The sequence below is a fragment of the Olsenella uli DSM 7084 genome, from assembly GCF_000143845.1.
GTDB lineage: Bacteria > Actinomycetota > Coriobacteriia > Coriobacteriales > Atopobiaceae > Olsenella > Olsenella uli.
This window is the reverse complement of sequence record NC_014363.1, coordinates 78,089-100,031: the sequence shown is the minus strand read 5'-3', so window position 1 is coordinate 100,031 and position 21,943 is coordinate 78,089. Positions and strand designations below refer to the sequence as shown.

At 63.4% G+C, this 21,943-nt stretch carries 18 protein-coding genes; 3 read left to right on the top strand and 15 right to left on the bottom strand.

What is annotated here, in order from left to right:
• Positions 1-109 precede the first annotated feature (109 nt).
• The 7 genes from clpB to dnaK all read right to left on the bottom strand — a co-directional run bounded on the left by clpB (position 110) and on the right by dnaK (position 8,630).
• Positions 110-2,761, bottom strand: coding sequence for an ATP-dependent chaperone ClpB (gene clpB, locus OLSU_RS00440; protein ID WP_013250969.1), 2,652 nt, complete (start codon positions 2,759-2,761; stop codon positions 110-112).
• A 263-nt stretch (positions 2,762-3,024) separates the two neighbouring features.
• The gene (locus tag OLSU_RS09860; RefSeq protein ID WP_013250968.1) at positions 3,025-3,219 is read right to left on the bottom strand and encodes a hypothetical protein; all 195 of its coding nucleotides are present in this window, start codon (positions 3,217-3,219) and stop codon (positions 3,025-3,027) included.
• 10 nt (positions 3,220-3,229) lie between these two features.
• Positions 3,230-4,237: an SPFH domain-containing protein gene (locus tag OLSU_RS00435; protein ID WP_013250967.1), complete on the bottom strand. Its 1,008-nt coding sequence runs from the start codon at positions 4,235-4,237 to the stop codon at positions 3,230-3,232.
• 162 nt (positions 4,238-4,399) lie between these two features.
• Positions 4,400-4,834, bottom strand: coding sequence for a heat shock protein transcriptional repressor HspR (locus OLSU_RS00430; protein ID WP_013250966.1), 435 nt, complete (start codon positions 4,832-4,834; stop codon positions 4,400-4,402).
• The gene (locus OLSU_RS00425) at positions 4,824-5,795 is read right to left on the bottom strand and encodes a DnaJ C-terminal domain-containing protein (protein WP_013250965.1); all 972 of its coding nucleotides are present in this window, start codon (positions 5,793-5,795) and stop codon (positions 4,824-4,826) included. Before OLSU_RS00425 ends, OLSU_RS00430 begins: the two co-directional genes overlap by 11 nt.
• 66 nt (positions 5,796-5,861) lie before the next feature.
• Complete coding sequence (gene grpE / locus OLSU_RS00420; RefSeq protein WP_013250964.1) at positions 5,862-6,725, bottom strand: nucleotide exchange factor GrpE; 864 nt, start codon at positions 6,723-6,725, stop codon at positions 5,862-5,864.
• A 12-nt stretch (positions 6,726-6,737) separates the two neighbouring features.
• Complete coding sequence (gene dnaK, locus OLSU_RS00415) at positions 6,738-8,630, bottom strand: molecular chaperone DnaK (RefSeq protein WP_013250963.1); 1,893 nt, start codon at positions 8,628-8,630, stop codon at positions 6,738-6,740.
• 1,079 nt (positions 8,631-9,709) lie between these two features.
• On the opposite strand from dnaK, the gene yfcE reads away from it, so the two are divergent.
• A complete protein-coding gene (yfcE, locus tag OLSU_RS00410; RefSeq protein WP_013250962.1) occupies positions 9,710-10,282 on the top strand; it encodes a phosphodiesterase in 573 nt (190 codons plus the stop codon).
• Between the two features lie 69 nt (positions 10,283-10,351).
• Here yfcE and OLSU_RS00405 read toward each other — a convergent pair whose 3' ends face one another.
• Complete coding sequence (locus OLSU_RS00405; RefSeq protein ID WP_013250961.1) at positions 10,352-11,323, bottom strand: homoserine O-succinyltransferase; 972 nt, start codon at positions 11,321-11,323, stop codon at positions 10,352-10,354.
• 536 nt (positions 11,324-11,859) lie between these two features.
• Between OLSU_RS00405 and OLSU_RS00400 the strand changes: the two genes are divergently transcribed.
• A complete protein-coding gene (locus OLSU_RS00400; protein ID WP_013250960.1) occupies positions 11,860-13,524 on the top strand; it encodes a DEAD/DEAH box helicase in 1,665 nt (554 codons plus the stop codon).
• A gap of 533 nt (positions 13,525-14,057) precedes the next feature.
• Here the strand turns inward: OLSU_RS00400 and OLSU_RS00395 are convergent.
• Complete coding sequence (locus OLSU_RS00395; protein WP_013250959.1) at positions 14,058-15,920, bottom strand: carbon starvation CstA family protein; 1,863 nt, start codon at positions 15,918-15,920, stop codon at positions 14,058-14,060.
• A gap of 251 nt (positions 15,921-16,171) precedes the next feature.
• Here OLSU_RS00395 and OLSU_RS00390 point away from each other — a divergent pair, with 251 nt between their 5' ends.
• On the top strand, positions 16,172-17,473 hold the full coding sequence (locus OLSU_RS00390; RefSeq protein WP_013250958.1) for a class I SAM-dependent rRNA methyltransferase: 1,302 nt from the start codon (positions 16,172-16,174) through the stop codon (positions 17,471-17,473).
• 17 nt (positions 17,474-17,490) lie between these two features.
• On the opposite strand, the gene OLSU_RS00385 is transcribed toward OLSU_RS00390, so the two are convergent.
• The 6 genes from OLSU_RS00385 to OLSU_RS00360 all read right to left on the bottom strand — a co-directional run bounded on the left by OLSU_RS00385 (position 17,491) and on the right by OLSU_RS00360 (position 21,910).
• Positions 17,491-18,471, bottom strand: coding sequence for a threonine ammonia-lyase (locus OLSU_RS00385; RefSeq protein WP_013250957.1), 981 nt, complete (start codon positions 18,469-18,471; stop codon positions 17,491-17,493).
• An 83-nt stretch (positions 18,472-18,554) separates the two neighbouring features.
• A complete protein-coding gene (locus OLSU_RS00380) occupies positions 18,555-19,196 on the bottom strand; it encodes an AAA family ATPase (protein ID WP_236697226.1) in 642 nt (213 codons plus the stop codon).
• Positions 19,197-19,211: 15 nt separating this feature from the next.
• Positions 19,212-19,601, bottom strand: a complete 390-nt coding sequence (locus OLSU_RS00375; RefSeq protein WP_013250955.1) for a hypothetical protein — start codon at positions 19,599-19,601, stop codon at positions 19,212-19,214.
• 119 nt (positions 19,602-19,720) lie between these two features.
• Complete coding sequence (locus OLSU_RS00370; protein ID WP_013250954.1) at positions 19,721-21,031, bottom strand: PTS ascorbate transporter subunit IIC; 1,311 nt, start codon at positions 21,029-21,031, stop codon at positions 19,721-19,723.
• 54 nt (positions 21,032-21,085) lie between these two features.
• The gene (locus OLSU_RS00365) at positions 21,086-21,385 is read right to left on the bottom strand and encodes a PTS sugar transporter subunit IIB (RefSeq protein WP_013250953.1); all 300 of its coding nucleotides are present in this window, start codon (positions 21,383-21,385) and stop codon (positions 21,086-21,088) included.
• A gap of 60 nt (positions 21,386-21,445) precedes the next feature.
• Positions 21,446-21,910, bottom strand: coding sequence for a PTS sugar transporter subunit IIA (locus tag OLSU_RS00360; RefSeq protein WP_013250952.1), 465 nt, complete (start codon positions 21,908-21,910; stop codon positions 21,446-21,448).
• Positions 21,911-21,943 lie beyond the last annotated feature (33 nt).

Genomic DNA, 21,943 nt, shown 5'->3' with positions numbered 1-21,943 from the left:
CACTATAAAGCACGCAGGCGGCAAGTTGAAAGGACGCCGCGGCATGGCGATGGGCAAGGCCGTCTGGCAGGCGAGGCCGTTCGCTGGCCGGTCCGCCCGATGGGCGGGGTTACTCCAGGGCGTCGGGCTCGACGGGGGCGTCATCAGCCGGCTGGGTGGCGGGCACGGGTCCGACCGCACGCACGGCGACCAGGCGGTCGCCCGCACCCACGTCCACGCGCACGGTATCGCCCTCGTGGAGCTGACCGTCAATGATCAGGCCTGCGACGTTGTCCACGACCTGGCGCTGGATCAGGCGCTTGAGCGGACGCGCGCCAAAGACCGGGTCGAGGCCGTCGAGCGACAGCGCCTGGATGGCAGCGTCGGAGAGCTCGAGCCTGATGCGCTCCTTGGCCAGGCGCTTGCGGACGTCTGCCAGCTGGATGTCCACGATCTTCTCGATGTCGTCCAGCCCCAGGGCATGAAAGACCACCACGTCGTCGATGCGGTTGAGGAACTCCGGCTTGAACGTTGCGCGCAGTGCGTCGTTGACCTGCTTCTGGACCGTGGCCGGATCGCTCGACGCATTGGCCCCCGCGATGAACTGGCTGCCCACGTTGCTGGTCATGATGACGATCGTGTTCTTGAAGCTCACCACGCGGCCCTGGCCGTCGGTCAGGCGACCGTCATCCAGCACCTGCAGCAGGATGTTGAAGACGTCGGGATGCGCCTTCTCCATCTCGTCCAGCAGGATGACGCAGTACGGGTGCCGACGCACGGCCTCGGTCAGCTGGCCACCCTCGTCGTATCCCACGTATCCGGGAGGCGCGCCGATGAGCCTCTGGACGCTGAACTTCTCCATGTACTCGGACATGTCGATGCGGACCAGCGCCTTCTCGTCGTCGAAGAGACAGGCCGCGAGCGCCTTTGCCAGCTCGGTCTTGCCCACGCCGGTCGGCCCCAGGAAGAAGAAGCTGCCCAGCGGGCGATTGGGGTCAGAGAGTCCCGCGCGGCTGCGACGCACCGCCGCCGCCACGGCCTCGACGGCCTCGTTCTGACCGATGACGCGCTTGTGCAGCTCGGCTTCGAGGTTCTTGAGCTTGTCCATCTCCCCCTGCATCATCTTGGAGACCGGCACGCCCGTCCACGAGGAGACCACCTCGGCGATCTCCTCGGTCGTGACCTCCTCCTTGAGGATGCCGCCGGCCTCCTGCTTGGCCGAGAGCACCGCCTCGGCCTCGTCGTACTCGCGCTGCAGTTGGGGGATGGTCCCATAGCGCAGCTCGGAGGCGTGGGCCAGGTTCCCGTCGCGGATGGCACGGTCGACCTCAGACCTTGCCTCCTCGATCTTGGACTTGAGGTCCTGCACCCGGTCGACGGCACCCTTCTCGTTCTGCCAGTCGGCCTTCATGCTATCGAGCTTCTCGCGCGTGGTGGCGATCTCGCCGCGCAGCACCTCCAGGCGCTCGCGGCTGGCAGCGTCCTCCTCCTTCATGAGGGCCTGCTCCTCGATCTGCATCTGGGTCAGCTGGCGGTCGACGGCATCGATCTCGGACGGCATGGAGTCAAGCTCCATACGCAGGCGCGAGGCGGCCTCGTCCACCAGGTCGATCGCCTTGTCGGGCAGGAAGCGCTCGCTGATGTAGCGGTTCGAGAGGTCTGCGGCCGAGACGAGCGCCGCGTCGGTGATGCGGACGCGATGGTGCTGCTCGTACTTCTCCTTCAGGCCACGCAGGATGCTGATCGTGTCCTCGACCGTGGGCTCCGAGACCAGGACGGTCTGGAAGCGACGGGCCAGGGCCTGGTCTTTCTCGATGTACTTGCGGTACTCGTCCAACGTGGTGGCGCCGATGGCATGGAGTTCGCCACGGGCCAGGGCCGGCTTCAGGATGTTCCCTGCATCCATGGAGCCTTCGGTCGCACCCGCCCCCACGATGGTGTGCAGCTCGTCGATGAACAGGATGATGCGACCGGCGGACTTCTCGACCTCCTTGAGCACGCTCTTCAGGCGATCCTCGAACTCGCCCCTGTACTTGGCGCCGGCCACCAGCGCGCTCATGTCCAACTCGACGATGTCCTTGTCCCTGATCGTGGAGGGGACGTCCCCGGCAACGATGCGCTCGGCCAGGCCCTCGACGATGGCGGTCTTGCCCACGCCGGGCTCGCCGATGAGCACGGGGTTGTTCTTGGTACGGCGGGAGAGCACCTGGATGGTGCGGCGAATCTCCTCGACGCGGCCGATGACCGGGTCGAGCTTGCCCTGGCGTGCCAGGTCGGTGACGTTCCTGCCATACTGTTCGAGCGCCTCGAACTGCGCCTTCTGATCCTGCGAGGTCACGCGCTCGTCGCCGCGCAGGTCGTCGTAAGCCTCCTGCACGCGCTTGCTCGTGACGCCCGACGCCCTGAGGGCGTTGCCCGCCTCGCCGCGCTCGTCTGCCAATGCGCAGAGGAGATGCTCGCTCGTGACATAGGAATCCCCCATCTTGCCAGCGAGCTTCTCCGCCGCATCGCCCACGCGCGTGAGCTCGGTCGAGATGCCCATCTGGCTCATGTCACCCGTAACGCGCGGCTGACCTGCGATGGCCTGATCGACCTGGGTCTCCACCTGTGCAGGGTCAGCCCCCACGCGCTCGATGATGGCACGCAGGTTGCGCTCGTCCGAAGAGAGCAGGGCCTTCAACAGATGGATGGGCTTCACCTGGCCCGCCTCGGCGTCAGCCGCGATTGTGAGGGAGGACTGCAGCGCCTCCTGGGCGGTCACCGCCCACTTGTCGAACCTCATGGAATCACCCTCCTGCCAGCCGCGCCTGCGGCCTTGTTGCGTATCGAGGGATATTGTTCCCGGCACAACGCCAGCTATACCAATATCTAAGCGTCTATATATAAGATTTTCTAAGCGAATCCACTAAGCGAGGAAAACACGCGCCGTCATCTGACGCTCATGCCAAAGGGGTGGGACCCACGGCTGAGCCCCGCCCCCTCGAACGCCCCCGACTGCCCCACCGAGCCTGCCGGCCCGTTCGGCCCTGCCGTCCTTGTCATCTGTCAGCCTTGGCGTCTGCCCTCCGTGCCCGCATGGGTACCAGAAGCACCAGGAAGGCGCCCTGCGCGACGCAGAGCGTCGCGCAACATCCACTCGACCTGCCCGTTGGCACTGCGCATCTCGTCTTTTGCCCAACGCTCCACGGCCTCCCATACGACAGGGTCGATGCGCAGGGGATATTGCTTCCGCGCTGCCATGGGTCACCGCCTACTGGTAAAGCGAACCGGTGTTGAGCACGGGCTGGGCCTCGGATTCGCCGCAGAGCACCACCATGAGGTTGGACGCCATCACGGCCTTGCGGTCCTCGTCGAAATCCACCACGCCCTCGCGGGAGAGCTGCTTGAGCGCCATGTCGACCATGCTCACCGCACCCTCCACGATCTTCTTGCGGGCGGCGATGATGGCCTCTGCCTGCTGGCGGCGCAGCATCGCCTGGGCAATCTCGGGCGCGTAGGCAAGGTGCGTGAGACGAGCGTCCTCCACGGACACGCCGGCGGAGGCAAGACGACGGTCGAGTTCCTCCTTGAGGGAGTCCGAGACCTCCTCGATGTTGGAGCGCAACGTGATGGACGAGTTGGTGCTGTCGTCGTCCTCCATGTGGTCGTAGGCGTAGACGCTCGCCACGTGGCGCAGGGCCGTCTCGGTCTGCATGGAGACGAAGCTCTCGTAGTCGTCCACGTCGAAGACGGCCTTGGCGGTGTCCGAGACGCGCCACACCACCACGGTCGCGATTTCGATGGGGTTGCCCATCTTGTCGTTGACCTTCAGGCGGTCACCGTTGAGCGTGCGGGCGCGCGTGGAGATAGTCGAGACGTGCTTGTGCCCACCAAGCTTGGCGCCGCCCGTCAGGATGCTGGCCGTAGGATCCTCATCGGAGGACATGCCCAGGTTCTTGGAATAGAAGGGGTTGGCCCAACGCAGCCCCTCGTCACGCACGGTTCCCACGTACTTGCCGAAGAGCACGCACACGCGCGCCTGACCGGGCTGCAGGGCAAAGAACCCGTTGCTCACGATGATTGCAACGACCAGCAGCGCCACGCCTCCCAGAAGCTCTGGAAGGGCGGAGGCGGGCGGGGTGGCGGGCCCCAAGTCATCGGCGACTGCGAGGGCCTCTATTCCCCGCACCATGAGCACGACAGCGGCTAGGTACGCCACCACGTTCACGAACAGCATCGTCCAGCCAGAGGCGGCATGGGCTTTCTTCTCGACAATCATCTTTGCTCCCCTTCAGGCGAGAGGACGCCTCCCCCATGGAGGCGTTGTCCTCGGTACGCATCATTATGATATCACAATGATTTCTGCACAAGGGGGATTTTCCAAGGGGAGAGACGCTCGCATAGGGGACGTTCGACCCCTCCAGATCAAGGGGCTGACCTGCTAGGCGTCCACGCCCTCATCGCGAGGGATGGACAAGAGCCCGCGCATGACCTGCTCGGGACCTGCCCCATCGTAGCGCGCCAGGGCAGTGATGCGCTCCCTCATGCGAAGCTCATGGATGTCGTCCTCGAGCTCGCGGATGCGTACGCGCAGGCGGTCTATCTCCTCGTCGCGCTCGAGCGCGCGCTCGCGCATGTCGAGGATGCGGACGACGCCGGCGAGGTTGATGCCCTCGTCGGTAAGCTTGCTGATGAGGTTGAGGCGTTCGATGTCGCGCGCCGAGTACAGACGCGTGTTTCCACGCGAGCGGCCTGGGTTGACCAGGCCCTTCTGCTCGTATACGCGCAGCGTCTGCGGGTGCATGCCTGTGAGCTCCGCCGCCACGCTGATCATATACAGGGGCTTGTCCTTGCCGTCCGCCTCGCTACGCGCCATAGCGCTCCACGTCCCTTCGGTACTCGCGCCCGTCACCGTCGCGCAGCGCCTCCAGCGCCTCGCGCTCCTTGACCGAGAGGCGCGTGGGCACCTGGACTTTGACCGTCACGTAGAGCGCGCCGCGACTCCCCTTACGCTTGACGTCCGGCGCCCCGAGGTCACGGAAGCGGAAGGTCTTGCCGTCCTGCGTACCTGCGGGCACCTTCAGGCGGACCTCGGTGCCACCGGGCGTGGGGACGTCGACATTTGCGCCGAGCGCCGCCTCGAACACGCTGATCGGCAGCTCCATGCGGACGTCGGCGCCATCGCGCTTGAAGACGGGGTGCTCGGCCACCCTGGTCGTCACGACCAGGTCGCCACGGGCGCCGCCGTTCATGCCGTACTCGCCGCGTCCACGATAGCGCAGCTTGCCGCCATCGACCGCGCCGGCGGGGACCTTCACGTTGAGGGACTGCTGCTCGCCCGTGGAGGGTACGGTGTAGCTGACCTTGCGCTGGGCGCCCGCAAACGCCTCGTCGGCACTGATCTCTATGGTCATTGTCAGGTCGCCGCCCTTGACGGGTCGGCCCGAGGCCTGACGCGTGGCACCCTGTCCGCCAAAGATGCTGCTGAAGTCGAAGCCGCCGAACGCCCCGTCCCCGGCGCGGATGTTGTCGAAGATCTCGGACCAGTCGGCGCCGCCCACGTTCGTGGTGTAGGTGTAGCCACCACGGTTGCGACCGCCCGACCCGCCAAAGTCAGCGCCCGGGATGCCGCCGAACATCAGCATCTGGTCGTACTCCTTGCGCTTCTGGGGATCGGAGAGCGTGGTGTAGGCCTCGCTGACCTCCTTGAACCTCTTCTCGTCCCCACCTGCGTCAGGATGGTACTTGGCAGCGAGCTTGCGAAACGATTTCTTGATGTCGTCAGCTGTGGCGTCACGCTTCACGCCCAGGACGTCGTAGTAGTTCTTTCCAGCCATGTGAGGCGCACGCCTCCTCTCAGACGTTCGCGCCCGAACCTTTGCGGGGCCCGGGCGCGTAGGCACTTACTCTTCGTCCTCGGTAGTTCCGGGGTCGCTGGCTTCGTCCGTCCCAGACGCTACGGATCCCTCTGGGGACTCCTCCGCAGGTTCCGGGGCAGGCCGCTTAGGACCACCATAGGTCACCGTGACCATGGCGTTGCGGATGACCTTGCCACCCATGGCGTAGCCCTTCTGGTACACCTGGGCGATCGACTCGTCGTAGGCCTCGCCGTCCTCGACGCGGCCTACCGCCTGATGGACCAGGGGATCGAAGGCCTCGCCAGCAGGGTCGATGACCTCGACGCCCTCCTTGCCCAAGACGCCCAGCATCTTGTCGTGCACCGCATTGACGCCTTCGACGAACTGCATGAGGTTGGCGTCGTCCGCGTTGTTCTGGACGGCATGCTCGGAGGCGCGCTCCATGTCGTCAAGGATGGGGAGCAGGTTGAGCACGAGCTTCTCGGCCGCGCGCTCCCGCTCGGCCAGACGCTCGGCGGCGGTGCGGCGACGATAGTTGTCCCAATCCGCCTGCAGGCGGACAAGGCGCTCGGCGGAGTCCGCAGCCTGCTTCTTGGCAGCCGCGATGTCATCTGCCACGGAGTCAAGCTGGCGCTGCAACTCGTCGCGCTCAGCGCGCACCTTATCGGCGTCGGCCTTGAAGTCGTCCTCAGCCGCCTGCTCGCCGGCCCTGATGGCGGCCTCGACGCGGGCACGCTCGTCATCGACGTCCGCGGGCTCGGCCTCCACGACCCCTGCCCCGTCGTCTGCGGTCGCAGCCTTGGTATCGCCTCCGGCGTCAATCGGCACCCTCACGTCACCCTCCTCGGGACTCCCCTGGGGGACGGCCGACGGGGCCGTCCCCTCTCGCTTCTCGTCAGCAACAGACATGCCTGTCACCCTTTACCGCTCGTCCTTGTCATCCACGACCTCGTAGTCGGCATCGACCACGTCATCCGCCCCTCCGGTCGCCTGGTCGCCAGAGGCCTGGGCGGCCGTGTCGGAGTAGACGATCTCGGCCAGCTTGTGACCGACCTCCTGGAGCTTCTCGCCTGCCGACTTGATGGCGTCGATGTCGGTGCCGTCGAGTGCCTTCTTGGCGTCGGTCACGGCATCCTCGACCTGCTTCTTCATGTCGGCGGGGACCTTGTCGCCGAGGTCCTTGAGCGTCTGCTCGGTGGAGTAGCACAGAGAGTCGGTCTGGTTGCGGACCTCGATCTCGTCCTTGTGCTTCTTGTCCTCCTCGGCGTGGGACTCGGCGTCCTTGACCATGCGATCGACCTCGTCGTCCGAGAGCGCCGTGGAGCCGGAGATGGTGATCTGCTGCTGCTTGCCGGTGCCCTTGTCCTTGGCGGTGACCTTCACGATGCCGTTGGCGTCGATGTCGAAGGTTACCTCGATCTGGGGGACGCCACGACGCGCGGAGGGGATGCCCGTCAGGTTGAACTTGCCGAGGCTCTTGTTGTCGGCCGCCATCTCGCGCTCGCCCTGCAGGACGTTGATCTCGACGGAGGTCTGGTTGTCGGCTGCCGTGGAGTAGATCTCGGTCTTGGAGGTCGGGATGGTGGTGTTACGGTCGATCATCTTGGTCATGACGCCACCCATGGTCTCGACGCCCAGGGAGAGCGGCGTGACGTCGAGCAGCAGGATGCCCAAGACGTCGCCCGTGAGGACACCGCCCTGGATGGCGGCGCCATCGGCGACGACCTCGTCCGGGTTGACGGACATGTTGGGCTGCTTGCCGGTCATGGTCTTGACGAGGTCCTGCACGGCGGGCATACGCGAGGAGCCGCCGACGAGGATGACCTCGTTGACGTCGGAGATCTGCAGGCCGGCGTCACGCAGGGCCTTGGTGACGGGACCCTTGCAGCGGTCGAGGAGGTCGCGCGTGATGCGCTCGAACTCGGCACGGGTCAGGGTGTACATCAGGTTCTTGGGACCGTTGGCGTCCATGGCAATGAAGGGGAGGTTGATCTCGGTCTGCTGGGCGGAGGAGAGCTCCTTCTTGGCGTTCTCCGCGGCCTCCTTGAGACGCTGCAGGGTCATGGGGTCACGGCGCAGGTCGATGCCGTTCTCGGACTGGAACTTGTCGGCCATCCAGTCGATGACCTTCTGGTCCCAGTCATCCCCACCCAGGTGGTTGTCACCATTGGTGGCCAGGACCTCGACCACGCCGTCGGCAAGGTCGAGGAGGGAGACGTCGAAGGTGCCGCCGCCCAGGTCGAAGACCAGGACCTTCTGGTCGATGTCCTTCTTGTCCAGGCCGTAGGCAAGGGCGGCCGCAGTGGGCTCGTTGACGATGCGCTGGACGTTGAGGCCCGCGATCTTGCCGGCGTCCTTGGTGGCCTGACGCTGCGCGTCGTTGAAGTAGGCCGGAACGGTGATGACCGCGTCAGTGACGGACTCGCCCAGGTACTTCTCGGCGTCCGCCTTCATCTTTGCCAGGGTCATGGCAGAGATCTGCTCGGGCGTGAAGTCCTCGCCCTCGATCTCGACCACGGCACGGTCGCCCGTGCCGGCTTTGACGGTGTAGGGGACGGTCTTGAGCTCGGAGGAGACCTCGTTGTAGCGACGCCCCATGAAGCGCTTGATGGAGAAGACCGTGTTCTTGGGGTTGGTGACGGCCTGGTTCTTGGCCGCCTTGCCGACGATGCGGTCGCCATCGGCGCGGAATCCGATGACGGACGGGGTAGTGCGCTCGCCCTCGGCGTTGACGATGATCGTGGGCTCACCGCCCTCGAGGACCGCCATCGCGGAGTTAGTGGTACCAAGGTCGATGCCGAGAATCTTGCCCATGGTATGGTTCCTTTCCTAGTGCCCGCCAGACGCCCGGTGCGCCTTGGGAGCAGTGGTTCCTGGTTGTACGGTTCTGTTTGTTCCCATGCGTTTTGATTCTATACATAATCTAAGTCTCTTCACATGAGATTTCATGATTGGGATGGATTCATGGCCCACGTGTGCACAAGGTTCATGGCCCACGTGTGCATGCAGCTGCGCAGTAGACGGGAAGTGGGACGGCGAGCACGGCTGGCAGGGATCGCGGGATTGCGGGCGCAGTGAGACCGACGAGTGGGCAAGGGCGTGCGGGACGTCGACGGCAAGACGGCCCGCACGAGCGGGGAAACGAGCGGGGAAGTAACAAAAGCTCCTGAGCGACTTTTGCTACTTTTATGCATTCATACAGGTAGACATACATAAATTACCGAAAGTGCCAAAAGTCCCTGAGGGACTTTTGGCACTTTCGCCTGGGACCTGCGGTTTGATTCTTGGGAATGCCGCTCCCCTTACGGACCGCCTCGGAGGCATCGCGTCCGATCATGCGAGACCAGATCCCCTGCACGGCCTGGCGTGAAGCGCGGTGAAAACCGACTCATGGGCGGGCCTTCCGGTCAGAGGGATGGGGGAAGCAAATTCACAATACCTCTCAAGCCATCCACTTTTCGAAGGCGCACGGACGGCTGGACAACTTCTGTGAGCGCGACTGAAGAGAACTTCGCAACAACTCGCTACGTGTGCGCACTTGCCGTGCATCCCGTGACCACGGCGTGTCTGCCATGCATGCCTGCCGTGCGTGCATGGCACGAGCCAAACCCAAACCAAGGGCATGGCCTCGATGGGAGCATGGTCCACACCTAGGTTAAAACGTATTTCTTGCCAAGACGGCTACGTCGGTCGGCTCAAGTCGATCAATCTGAATACAGTGAGGACGAGGCTGCAGTGGGGACGCTGCGGCAGAGACGCCGATAGGACACCGACAAGAAGGCGACGCCCGACAAGACATCGGGCAATTAATTGCCGCGCTAGGCTGTCGCTGACCTGTCGGCCTAACGAAACCGACCCACCAGCCAAGCGAGACCCGACCGAAGGAGACAAACATGAGACTACTTATCGCATCCGACATCCACGGCGCCGCGTCTTGGTGCAAGAGGCTTATGGACGCCATGGACGAGATCCGGCCTGACAGGGTCGTTCTTCTCGGCGACCTGCTCTACCACGGGCCGCGCAACGACCTGCCCGATGACTACGCCCCCAAGGACGTCGTCGAGATGCTGAACGGCATCGGCGAGCGTATCATCGCCGTGCGCGGCAACTGCGAGGCCGAGGTCGATCAGATGGTGCTGAGCTTTCCCTGCATGGCGGACTACAACGTGCTGTGGGACCCGGACGCCACCAACCCCGTGACGGGCGGACGCGGTCGCGAGCTCTTCCTGACGCACGGGCATGTGTACGGACCAGGCATCCACAACAGCATCGACAGGTGGCCCCAGCTGCCTGCAGGCTCTGTGCTTGTGTATGGACACACGCACAAGAAGGTGCGCGAGCAGAGCGAGAGCCATCCCGGCATCACCGTCTTCAACCCTGGGAGCGTGGGCATCCCCAAGGACGGGACGCACGGCTTTGGCGTCTGGGAGGACGGTGAGCTGCGACACGTCGCGCTTGGGGCGTAGGTTTCGGGCGGGGCGCGAGCATCCTGCGCCTGCAGCGTAGCCTCCCGCAGCCCCCGTCTCCTGCAGCCCCTATGCGTCGAACTTGTCCACCATGCCATCGGAGTCGGCGCGCAGGGATGCGATCGCCCGCGGAATCTCGTCCAAGTCATATGGCGTCATCTGGTAGATCCAGTTGAGCCAGTTGCGGTAGAGCAGGTTGGCGTGCGCGCGCCAGGTGAAGGGGGGCTGCCTCTCCGGATCGTCGTCAGGGAAGTAGTTCTCCGGTACACGGATGGGCAGTCCCTTGTGAAAGTCGCGCCAGAACTCGCTGGCCAGCGTGTCTCGTCCGTACTCGAAGTGTCCCGTGACGTACACCTCGTGGAAGTCGCGCGTCGCGATGAGCGCAGGGCCGGAATCGAGCCCCTCGCTCAGCACGCGCAGCTCGGGATGGTGGGCCAGCTCCGAGCTCTCGATCGCCGCATGTCGCGAGTGCGGCATGTTGTGTACCTCGTCGAAGCCGTTGGTGAGAAAGCTGTACTCGTCGCAGAGACGCTGCCTGAACACGCCAAAGAGCTTGGAGCCCATCTGGCGCTTGGGGATTTGGTAGAGGTGCCAGAGCGCAGCCATCGCACCCCAGCACAAGTACATGGTCGAGAACACGTGCTCCTGGCTCCAGTCCATGATCTGACAGAGCTCGTCCCAGTAGTCCACGTCACCAAACGCCAGGTGCTCCACCGGGGCACCCGTGATGATCATGCCGTCATAGTCCTTGTCGCGAAAGCTCTCGAACGTGTCGTAGAACTTGACCAGGTGATCCGCCGAGACATGGGTGCTCTCGTGCGAGGAGACGCGCATGAAGTCACAGTCCACCTGCAGGGGCGACTTGGAGATCAGGCGCAGTATCTGCGTCTCCGTCTCCACCTTGGTGGGCATCAGGTTGAGGATGACCACTTTGAGCGGGCGGATCTCCTGACGGGAGGCGACCTCTTCCTCGAGGGCGAAGATGCGCTCCTCTCTCAGGATCCTCTTGGCAGGCAGGCCATCGGGTATGTTGATGGGCATTGCTTCTCCTATCAGGCTATCTGGCAGAGCCTGTCAGCGAAAGAAACGCGCCGAGAACTCCGGCCGCAGCGAACGACATCGGGCCCGTACTGCACCAAGCTGCCAAGGAGCAGCGTGGCGCTAGCGCATTCGCGGCAAAAGTAAATCCGCGTTTTCGTTCCAGCTCATGGAAGAAAGATGTCCCTCTCGACCAAAGCAGATATGACAGGCAGCCGTTACGTCTAGACACGTTAGGACGGCACGCCACCAACCACCTCATAGAGCACCTCCGTGGTGTACAGAGTAGCAGCTTTTATCCAAGTTGCGTTGCCATACAGATCGGATGCAGCGGGAGTGTACGCGAGGGCTGCGACGATAATCTAAGTGGTAGCTGAAGGCAACCAGGTGCGTGTCACTAGCCTGCCGAAGGTAGGCGGGCAGAGACATGCGGAAAGGAGGCCAGCGCATGCGTGGGTGAGACTAGCCCGACATGTGGAAACGCGTGTCCAACCACCTTGCGTACTGCAAAAAGGGAGCAGTTGGTAGATACTATCCCTATGACTAAGAAATTTGCCGAGCTCGGGCTAAACGAGCACATCCTCGCCGGGGTCGACGCCCTCGGCTTCACGCGTCCGACTCCCGTCCAGGCACAAGCGATCCCCGAGATTCTCGCCGGTCGGGACGTGCTTGCCTCCGCGCAGACCGGAACGGGCAAGACCGCCGCCTTTGCCCTGCCCGTGCTGCAGCTCATCGAGCCCCTGTCTCGTGCGGCTCGCGAGAGGGATGCGGCCCCCGGGAAAGAAGGGGACGAGAGCGAGGAGAACGCCGTCGAGGGGGGCGCGGTTCCCAGCAGTCCCGACGTGCTGGCCGATCGCAGCGAGGGGGATCCGTCCCTCTCGGCTGCGGTCGACGCGGACGGCAACATCCTCACGGGAGCGACGCCTTCGAAGCCAAGGCGGAGGCGTCGGCACCACAGGAAGGTGGCGTCTGCCGAGATTGCACGCCAGGCTGCCGACATGTGCGGCAGCCCCGACGAGAGCGCCCCGACCAAGCCCAAGCGCAAGCGCCATCATGGGAAGGCGGCTGCGGGCAGCAAGAGCGGCAGGGGTTGTGAGACCCACCCGAGCAGGCAGGGCGGCATGCGCAAGCCCAAGGCCAACGCGCACCCCTTCGGACCGTTCGCCCTGATCGTCACCCCCACACGAGAGCTCGCGGCACAGATCGAGGGCGTCGTCACCACCGTGTGCGAGCAGACTGGCCAGAGGGCCGTCGTGGTCATGGGCGGGGCGAAGTTCGAACGACAGATACGCGGGCTCGAAAGTGGCTGTGACCTGCTTGTCGCCACCCCTGGGCGCCTGATCGATCTCATGGAGCACGGCCACGTCTCGCTCAAGGACGTGCATGTCCTCGTGCTGGACGAGGCCGATCGCATGCTCGACATGGGCTTTTGGCCCAGCGTCCGCCGCATCGTGAAGGAGTGTCCCGACGAGCGCCAGACGCTGCTCTTCTCGGCCACGATACCCCCCTCGATCAAGGGGACGGTCGACGCCATGCTCAAGGATCCCGTCGTGATCGAGGTCGCGCATGTGGGCGAGACGGCCGACACCGTGGAGGAGCACCTCTGCCCCGTCACCCAGGGGCAGAAGACCCAGCTGCTCGAGGCCCTGTTGTCTGCGGGAGGTGCCGCGGGCGTGCAGCCCGAGCGCGTGCTGGTCTTCTGCCGCACCAAGCATCGCGCGGACGATCTGGACAAGCGCCTCAAATCGGCGGGCATCTCCGCTGACGTCATGCACGCAGACCGTCCGCAGAGAGCCCGCGAGCGAGCATTGGAGAAGTTCCGTGCGGGCACGTGCCAGGTCCTGGTGGCAACCGACGTCATGAGCCGTGGCATAGACGTCAGCGGCATAGACGCCGTCGTCAACTACGACGTCCCCATGGACCCGGAAGACTACGTCCACCGCATCGGACGCACCGGGCGCGCGGGCGCCACGGGCCACGCCTACACCTTCGTCGCCCCAGACGAGATAAGCCCCCTGCGCGAGATCGAGTACTTCACCAAGAAGCTCGTCCCCGTCTGGGACCTTGCGGGGTTTACCTACGACGACGCACGTATCGTTCCTAACCCCACCCGTTCGGCGTCAAAGCCCACGCGCAGCCTCTTCAGCGGGTCGCGTGGGCGCGGGCGCAGCATGGGTGGCGGTCGCTACGGAAGGCACTACTAGCTACTAGCGGCGAGAGCGAGGGTAGGCGGGCGAGCTGGCAGGTTGGCGGGTACGCCGCGCCCGCCATTGCAATACGCTTGCCGTCGCGGCGGGCCTTCGAGCGTGGCATGTGCGCAGGTCCAGTGGTCGGTCGGGGCAAGGCGCACGGCAAGGCGCACGGCAGCCGCTGTCACAGAGGCCGAAAGTAACAAAAGCCCTTCTGGCACCTTTGTTACTTTCGACGATTTGGGTATATCTGCCAGCATAAACGTACGAAAGTAGCAAAGGTCCCTGAGGGACTTTTGCTACTTTTCTCCTGCGCAGACTGCCGCTCGGATCGGGGAGCCAGACCCTGTCTCCCCAGAGTCCCTTTCCAGTAGCCCCACAGTAGACCCACAGACGGCTCCGTCATAGGAAAAGGCAGGTCACCGACCTTGTGACCTGCCAGAGCCTAATCCCACGCTCTTGCAGCACGACCATTCGAACGGCACCCCTCACGTGGTCCGGCGGACATGCTGGCAAGAGCGGGGCGCAATATCGTCGGCCGCACAGCGCTACGCGCGGGCGGAAGCCCCCTCACCGGCTGGGGTCTTCAGAACCACAGCGGACGTGGCCTCGGCGACGCGCTGGCGACCCAGCTCGGTCCACTCGGGCTCCTCGTCGGGCTTGGACCCGACCTTGGTGGAGAAGAGCTCCCGCAGGCAGTTGTAGGCAACGATCGCGCCCAGGACCATCAGCAGGACCGCAAGGATCAGCTGGAGCCCCTTGGTGGCCACGACGTCGGGGGTCATGCCTGCGGCCAGCGCGCAGGCGCAGCCGTAGGCGCTCATCGCAAGCGAGGTGAACGTGCAGGCCAGCAGGAAGGCGACGGGGGCGTAGAGCATCCAGCCCTTGCGGCCGGTCGCCTTGCAGAAGACCGCGAGCGTGATCATGGTCATGCCGCCCAGAAGCTGGTTGGACGCGCCAAAGAGCGGCCAGATGTTGAGGTAGCCGCCAAAGGTGAGCGACAGGCCCAGAGCAAGGGTGACGATGGTCGCAAACCACACGTTGGTGACGACCCTCAGGGCACCGCGCTGCTCCCCCAGCTGGCGGGCATCGTTCGTCTTGAAGAAGAACTCCTGGAACGACGAGCGACCGATGCGGGCGACGGCGTCGAGGGAGGTCAGGGCGAGGGCGGAGACGTTCATGGTCATGAAGACGGTCGCAAACGTTGAATCCAGGCCGATGGTGGTCATGCCCTTGGCCAGACCGGCCGCAAAGATCTGGAACGGGGTGCTGGCGACGCCGTTGTTGAGAGCACCGGTGCCAGCAGTGTTCATATCCCCATACATGATGGCTGCCGTGACGATCGCGATGACGGCGACGAGACACTCGAGGACCATGGCCCCGTAGCCGACGGGGAGCATGTCGCTCTCGTTGGAGACCTGCTTGGAGGAGGTGCCGGAGGAGACCAGGCTATGGAAGCCCGAGAGCGCACCGCAGGCGACGGAGACGAACAGCACCGGGAACAGGTAGCTGCCCTTGGCAGCCAGGGCGCCCATGGCGTCGGCGGAGGCGACCATGGGGGCGGCCATCGTCGCCTGGCCGTGGATGGCGAGGACGAAGACGCCTGCGACGGCGCAGGCGATCATGGCGACCATCATGATGGTGGTCAGGTAGTCACGCGGCTGCTTGAGGGTCTGGATGGGCATGGCAGACGCAAAGACCAGGTAGACCATGACCACGGCAACCCAGCCGTTGGTGTCGAGGTAGATGGGAAAGCGCATGCCGACAAGGAACATCGCAGCGATCAGGAGGACAGCCAGGACGAACTCCCTCCGGCCATCGAGCCGGAAGCGTCGGCACGCATAGCCAAACGCAATTGCGACAAAGGTGAACAACACCGAGATGGTCCCCGCCGCGCCGGCCGCATAGGACTTGGCGAAATCGACACCGGCGTCCGTGACGGTCATCTTGAAGGTACCCGCAACCATAGATGTGAACGCGGCGATGACGATGGCGCAAAAGAGCCAGCTGAACAGGAGGAACAGGCGACGGCCTGTCCTACCGATGTACTTCTCGATCAACTGGGCGAGCGACTTGCCGTTGTTCTTGACCGAGGCATACAGGGCCCCGAAGTCATGGACGGCCCCGAAAAAGATGCCGCCGACGAGGACCCACAGGAGCACGGGCAGCCAGCCAAACATCATCGCGACGATGGTTCCGGTGACGGGACCCGCCCCACAGATCGACGAGAACTGGTGGGCGAAGACCGTGAAGCGCGAGGCAGGCACGAAGCTCTGGCCGTCCTCCATGCGCGTGGCAGGAGTGAGTGCGCCGGAGTCGACTCCCCAGGACTTCGCTAGCCAACGGCCGTACCCAATGTAGCCAATCACCAGGACCACCGCAGCGACGACGATAACAGCCAGACCATTCATGTGTCATACCTCCCTTGCAATCAGGGCACCGGCAGGCCTCTCCTGCCCCGGCGCGAAGTTCGGACATACTACGGCCTTGCCATGGGGGCCCGCAATCAGATCGCACCAGGGGAAACAAGCGCTTAACGTCGACTGAACACGCTCGCTATCCGAAGGGCCGCGATTCGACATCCATCTCGGCGCAACTAGACTGTTGGGAAGAGAAGTACGCACAGGAGAAACGCACGTCGCCCGCGACAAGGAGCAAAGCCATGAGGCAGACCCGCCCATACCCCCGGATGATCGTCACGAAGAAGGCTGCTCGCTCGCTCAGGACGGGGCATCCCTGGGTGTTTGCGGGCGAGGTCATCCGCATGGAGCCGTCCGGCACCGACGGCAGGACGGCGGCCAACGGCGACGTGGTGGACGTCTTCGAGGAGAACGGAACCTGGCAGGGGGCGGGACTCCTCTCCCTTGGGTCCAAGATCCGCGCACGCATCGTCAGCCATAATGCCAACGACCGTCTGGACCAGGCATTCTGGGCACGCAGGGCACAGTGGGCATGGGGACTGCGCAAGACGACCATGGGCGGGCGCTCCCTGCCAGGATGCGAGCCGGACACCAACTGCTGCCGCATGATCTTCTCGGAGGCGGACGGCTTCCCTGGCCTGATCGTCGACCGTTACGAGGACGTGCTCGTGGCCCAGGTGGGCACCGTCGGCATGGAGCGCCTGAAGCCGACCATCTATCCGCTTCTCGTCCAGACGCTTCTCGCGGACGGACAAGAGGTGCGCGGCATCTATGAGCGCAACGATTCGCCCGTACGGGCGAAGGATGGCCTGGGGCTGGAGAAGGGCTGGTACGACCTCTCTGGCAGCATGGTCGCGCTTCCCACGCCAGACTCGACCCGCATCAGGGCGCACGAGAACGGCATGGCCTTCGACCTGGACATAGAGAACAGCCAGAAGACGGGCTTCTTCCTGGATCAGAAATACAACCGTCGGGCCGTGCGCGGCATCGCAGCTGGACGACGGGTGCTGGACTGCTTCTGCCATGTGGGGGCCTTCGGGCTCAACGCCGCGGCGGGCGGGGCCGCGGGCGTCCGCTGCGTGGACGTGAGCGAGGCCGCGCTGGACCTGGCCGCGACGAACTCCCGCCTCAACGGACTAGGCGAGCGCATGAGCTTCACCTGCGCGGACGTCCTTGAGTACCTGCCGCGGCTCATAAGGGACAAGCGCCTGCTCTCCGCCGAGGGCGGACCATTCGACCTCATCGTCCTTGATCCTCCGGCGTTCACAAAGAGCCGCAGCACGGTGCGCCATGCCGCCAAGGGCTACCTTGAGATCAACCAAGCCGCCATGCGCCTGCTCCCCCGTGGTGGCTACCTGGCAACCTGCAGCTGCAGTCACTTCATGACGCGCGACCTTCTGGCCAGGGCCGTCGCAGAGGCCGCCCACAGCGCAAACGTCCAGCTCAAGCAGGTGCAGGAGCTGCAGCAAGCCCCCGACCACCCCATCCTCTGGGGTGTACCCGAGACGCACTACCTGGACTTCTTCATCTTCCAGGTGGTGTAGGCCCGGCGGCGTAGGCCCTATGCCTCGAAGTCCTCCTCGAGGACCGAGGACAGGATGCCGACGTCCAGGTTGCCGCCACTGATGACGAGGGCGACGTCCTGGCCACCAACGCGCTCGGGGAACTCGCGCGCGGCAGCGACGACCATGGCGGATCCTGCCTCGACGGAGCACTGCTCGCGTTCGATCATGAACTTGAACGCCGCGCGGATGCTCTTCTCGCTCACTACCACGATGTCGTCGATCAGCCCAGGGAGGGTCTCAAAGGCAATCTGTCCTATGCCGCCCACAATGGCCTCGCATACCGTATCTCCCTCGGTGGGATAGCGGTTGTAGCAGATGCCGTCATGCAGGGAATCGACCATCGCGGGGCACGCCGCAGTCTGCACGCCAACGATGCGGACGTCGGGCTTGATCGACTTGGCCGCGACGGCGATGCCCGAGACAAGCCCGCCCCCTCCTATGGGCGCCACGATGGTGTCGATGTCGGGGTTCTGCTCCAGGATCTCCAGACCGATGGTTCCCTGGCCGCAGTACACGCGTGCATCGTGCTCGAAGGGATCGACGTAGAACATGCCCGTGCGGTCGATGTAGTTGATTCCCAGGGTGAGGGCCTCATCGTAGTCCTTGCCCAAGCTCATGGTGCGTGCGCCGAAGTAGCGTATACGATCGGTCTTGGCGCGCGGCGTGCCCAAGGGCACCACTACGATGCACTCGTCAATGCCCAGTTCATGCGCTGCCATCGAGACGGCCACGCCGTGATTGCCGGTGGAGATGGTTCCCACGCCGAACTCGCAATCCGCTGGCGTCAGCTGGGCCATGGTGTTCAGCGCGCCACGTATCTTGAAGCTCTTGCCACGTTGTTGGCTCTCGAGCTTGAAGTAGTAGTGGTGTTCGTCGTCATTGAGGTAGATGGACTCCTCGAGGGGTGTCACGCGCACATGGCCACGTATCCTCTCGCGCGCCTCCCGGATGTCGGCGGCGGTGAACCATCTGCCCATGCAACGAGCTCCCCTCTGACAAATTTTGATAGGACAACGATACTCGTCAGGAGAGGTTTGTGCCACACTCGTGCAAGCATTTTTCAGGCTTTGCGGCAGGCGTCCGCATCCGCAAGCCTCTCTATCTCGTCTATGACCTTCTGGTCGTCGATTGCGGAGATGTCCGTCGCATCCACCTCGATGAGATCCCCCATTTGAAAGAGCCCGTACCCCTTGCCAATGCAGCGATCGCGCAGAGTCCGAGGCGTTACCAGCGCGTCAGCTTTTGTGCGATCGGCCAGGTAGTCGCCTTTGTGATAGTGACTCATCAAATGCCCCAGGTGTCTCGCCTGGGATAGGTCGCGCTTGAGGGACCTCTCGTAGATCCTATCGATATCCCCCACAAAGCGCACGGTGATGGCATGATAGCCGTACCTCTCAACCAATGAGGAGAGTGTGGGCCTTTGCTTGCCGCTGAACGGATAGTCCGTCACGATTGGCCCGCCCAGTCTCATATGCTGCTCCATGCGTGCGTAATAGATTTCCCATACACGAAGTTCGAGGCGGTCCTTCTCCGCTGCGGTGTCGAAACCCACCTCGTCCCACAGCTCTTCCTTGACGTCGTCCGGGGCGACGACCGGAATCCCCGGATGACGCTTGAGCAGGTGGGCACAGAAAGTGGACTTGCCTGTCGCGGGATAGCCGGCAAGAAGAACGAGCGTCTTCCCCATGTTTACGACCTTCACCTCCCTGCCTTTGCCCTATTTTCCGCGAAGCATGTCCTTCGAGCTCTGCATCAGCGCCTGAAGCTTGTCGAACGACTCCCGCATTGTGGCGTCGTCGCCCGCGGCAGCCGCTTCCGAACGCTTGCGGCTGTATAGGGTTGTCAGGCCCCGGTATGCCATTCCCATGCGCCTGGTGGTTTCGATGCTCGCCTCGAAGGAGGCGATCGCCCTGTCGGTCGCTCCCGCCCTCTGGTAAAGGCCGCCCTGCTGGTCGAGCAGATCGGATCGCTCCACGCCGTCAGCGGAATCAATCTCTTCCTGCAAGGCTTCGGCCTGGGCAATGAGACCCTCGTTGCTCGTCCGCGTCTCCTGCTCGGACTTCTCTGGGGCCGTTTTCCTTGCCTTCCTCTTAAATGGGCTGAACATTGCGGCATCCTCCAATATGGAGAGGTTTTATATTCACCATGGCAATAGGACGAGGAGATCGGAAAAGAGATGGCTGGCACCAACCCCAGGCGGGCGCCAGCCATAGAGGGCAGTGCGCCCTAACCGATCAAGCCACCAAAGAGCAGCTTTACGCCGTAAAGCAGGAAGCCGGTGAAGACGGTATCGACGTCGGTGCAGGTCAGATTGACAAAGCCGATCTGGGCGAGCATGGGGGTAAGCAGGGCGGGGACGATCATGATGAAGATGCCGTGAACGATGCAACCGATGATCAAGCCGCGACGGCCGCCGACGGCGTTGGCAAAGATGCCCGAGGTGCCTCCGGCAAAGAAGTTGGACATGACTCCGGGGATGACGAGATAGCCCGTAACGGGAGTGATGAGCATGCCGATGAGCGAACCGACGGTAGTGAAGATGAAGCCCATGATGACGGAGTTGGGGGCATATGGGAAGAGGACGGGGCAATCGAGGGCGGGCTTGGCGCCAGGAACGAGCCTCTGAGAGATGCCCTGGAAGGCGGGGACGATGTTATCGAGCAGTTGCCGAACGCCCATCATCAGGACATAGAGGCCGATGACGAAGGTGCTGCACTGCAGGAACGCCTGGACGAGATAGTTGACATCGGCGCTCATGTCGAGCGCCTCACAAACTGCAGCCGACTTGTCAGGCCCAGCGACAATGGCCGTGACAAGGTAGAAGACGATCATTACCAGGAAGACAGAGACGTACGTGTCGTTCAAGAAGTCGAGGCTCTCGGGAATCTCGAGGTCCTCAGCCGAATCCTCCTCCTTACCGACCAGCTTGGAGACACCGGCCGCAACCATGTATCCGATGGTGCAGAAGTGACCCAAGGCAATGTCATCGGAGCCGGTGATCTTGCGCACGACGGGCTGAGCGATAGCCGGCATGAGGGTCGCGAAGCAGCCTCCCACGACCGAGGCGAGAAGAATCAGGGGGAGGCCCCTGAGGCCGAGGAACCAGGAGAACACGACCGCGAGCGTTGACTCCCAGAGCAGGGCCTGTCCCGTCAGGAAGATATACTTGAATTTAGTGAGGCGCGCAAGCAGGATGTTGACGACAAAGATGCCGGCGAGGACTATGGCGATCTCGGAGCCAAGTCCCAAATCGGTCATGGCCTGACCGTTGATGCCCTCGATCGACGCGACGACGGCACCGCCTGACGAGCCGAGGTTAAACGCTGAGTTAAACAAGGCCCCAAAGTACTTCAAGGACCCCTGCAGGATGGACGAACCAGCAGAGAGGATCATGAAGCCGAACATTGTCTTCAAGGTACCGGAGAACACCTCCCCGGCCGGCTTCTTTTGGAGTGCCAGGCCAAGGAACGCGATGAGCGCGATGATGATGGCGGCCTGCGTCAGAATGTTGTCGATGATCCATTGGAGAACGACCATGTTTCCCCCTAAAGGCATGTGAGGCTGGGCGTGTTTGGAGTTGGCTATAGGACCCTATTCAAGGACTCCCATTTCCTGGAGAACCGGTGTGAGCTTCGCCGTTATCTCCTTCTTGTCGACCAAGCGGTCGAGGTAGATGACGGGGCACGGAAGGCTCTTCTTCTCAATCAGCTTTTTGAAGTTCGCCCCGGCGCAGACGACATCCGTCGTGCTTGCAAGGGCGCCGATCGAGGTGGTGTCGGTATGGTTCACCTTCGCTTCCACACCCATGGCCTTGCAGGCGGCATCGATTGCCATCTGGCACGCAAGGCTGCTCCCGAGGCCAGCTCCACAGACCGCAGTTATCTTTATCATCCTCTATACCTCCTCTCACATGTCTACATTGCCATCAGACGTCGCTCGAAGTCCGCCTCGCTACCCGCCGGCCACAGCGGTAAGCAGGCGATAAATCTCTTCTGGGGTCTCGCATGTTGCTAGGTCTTCCACCCGAGACTCCTCCATGCAGATGCTGGCAAGCATCTTGATGACTTCTATATGCGAGTGGGAGTCTTCTGCCGACAGGGCGAACAGCAGCCTGACAGGGAAGGAGCCCTCTGGGAAAGTGACGGGCCGATGCACTAAGGTGACTGCCATCTGCTTCTTGATGGCACCCTCCTCGGGGCGGGCGTGTATGAGCGCCACATCCTCGGTAAGGACGTAATAGGGGCCGAGTTCCCTGGTGTCTGCGATTATGTTGTCTGCATATCTCGGTTCTGCATATCCCCCTTCGATTAGGGGCTTCAACGAGATGCGAATGGCGTCTTCCCAGTTTGCAACGCTATCGACAACCTGTATGTTCTCGGGCCTGAGAAGGTCGGTGACACTTGCTTCCTCTGCCATATTCCCCCCTGAGAAAATGTTGAATCGGAGACC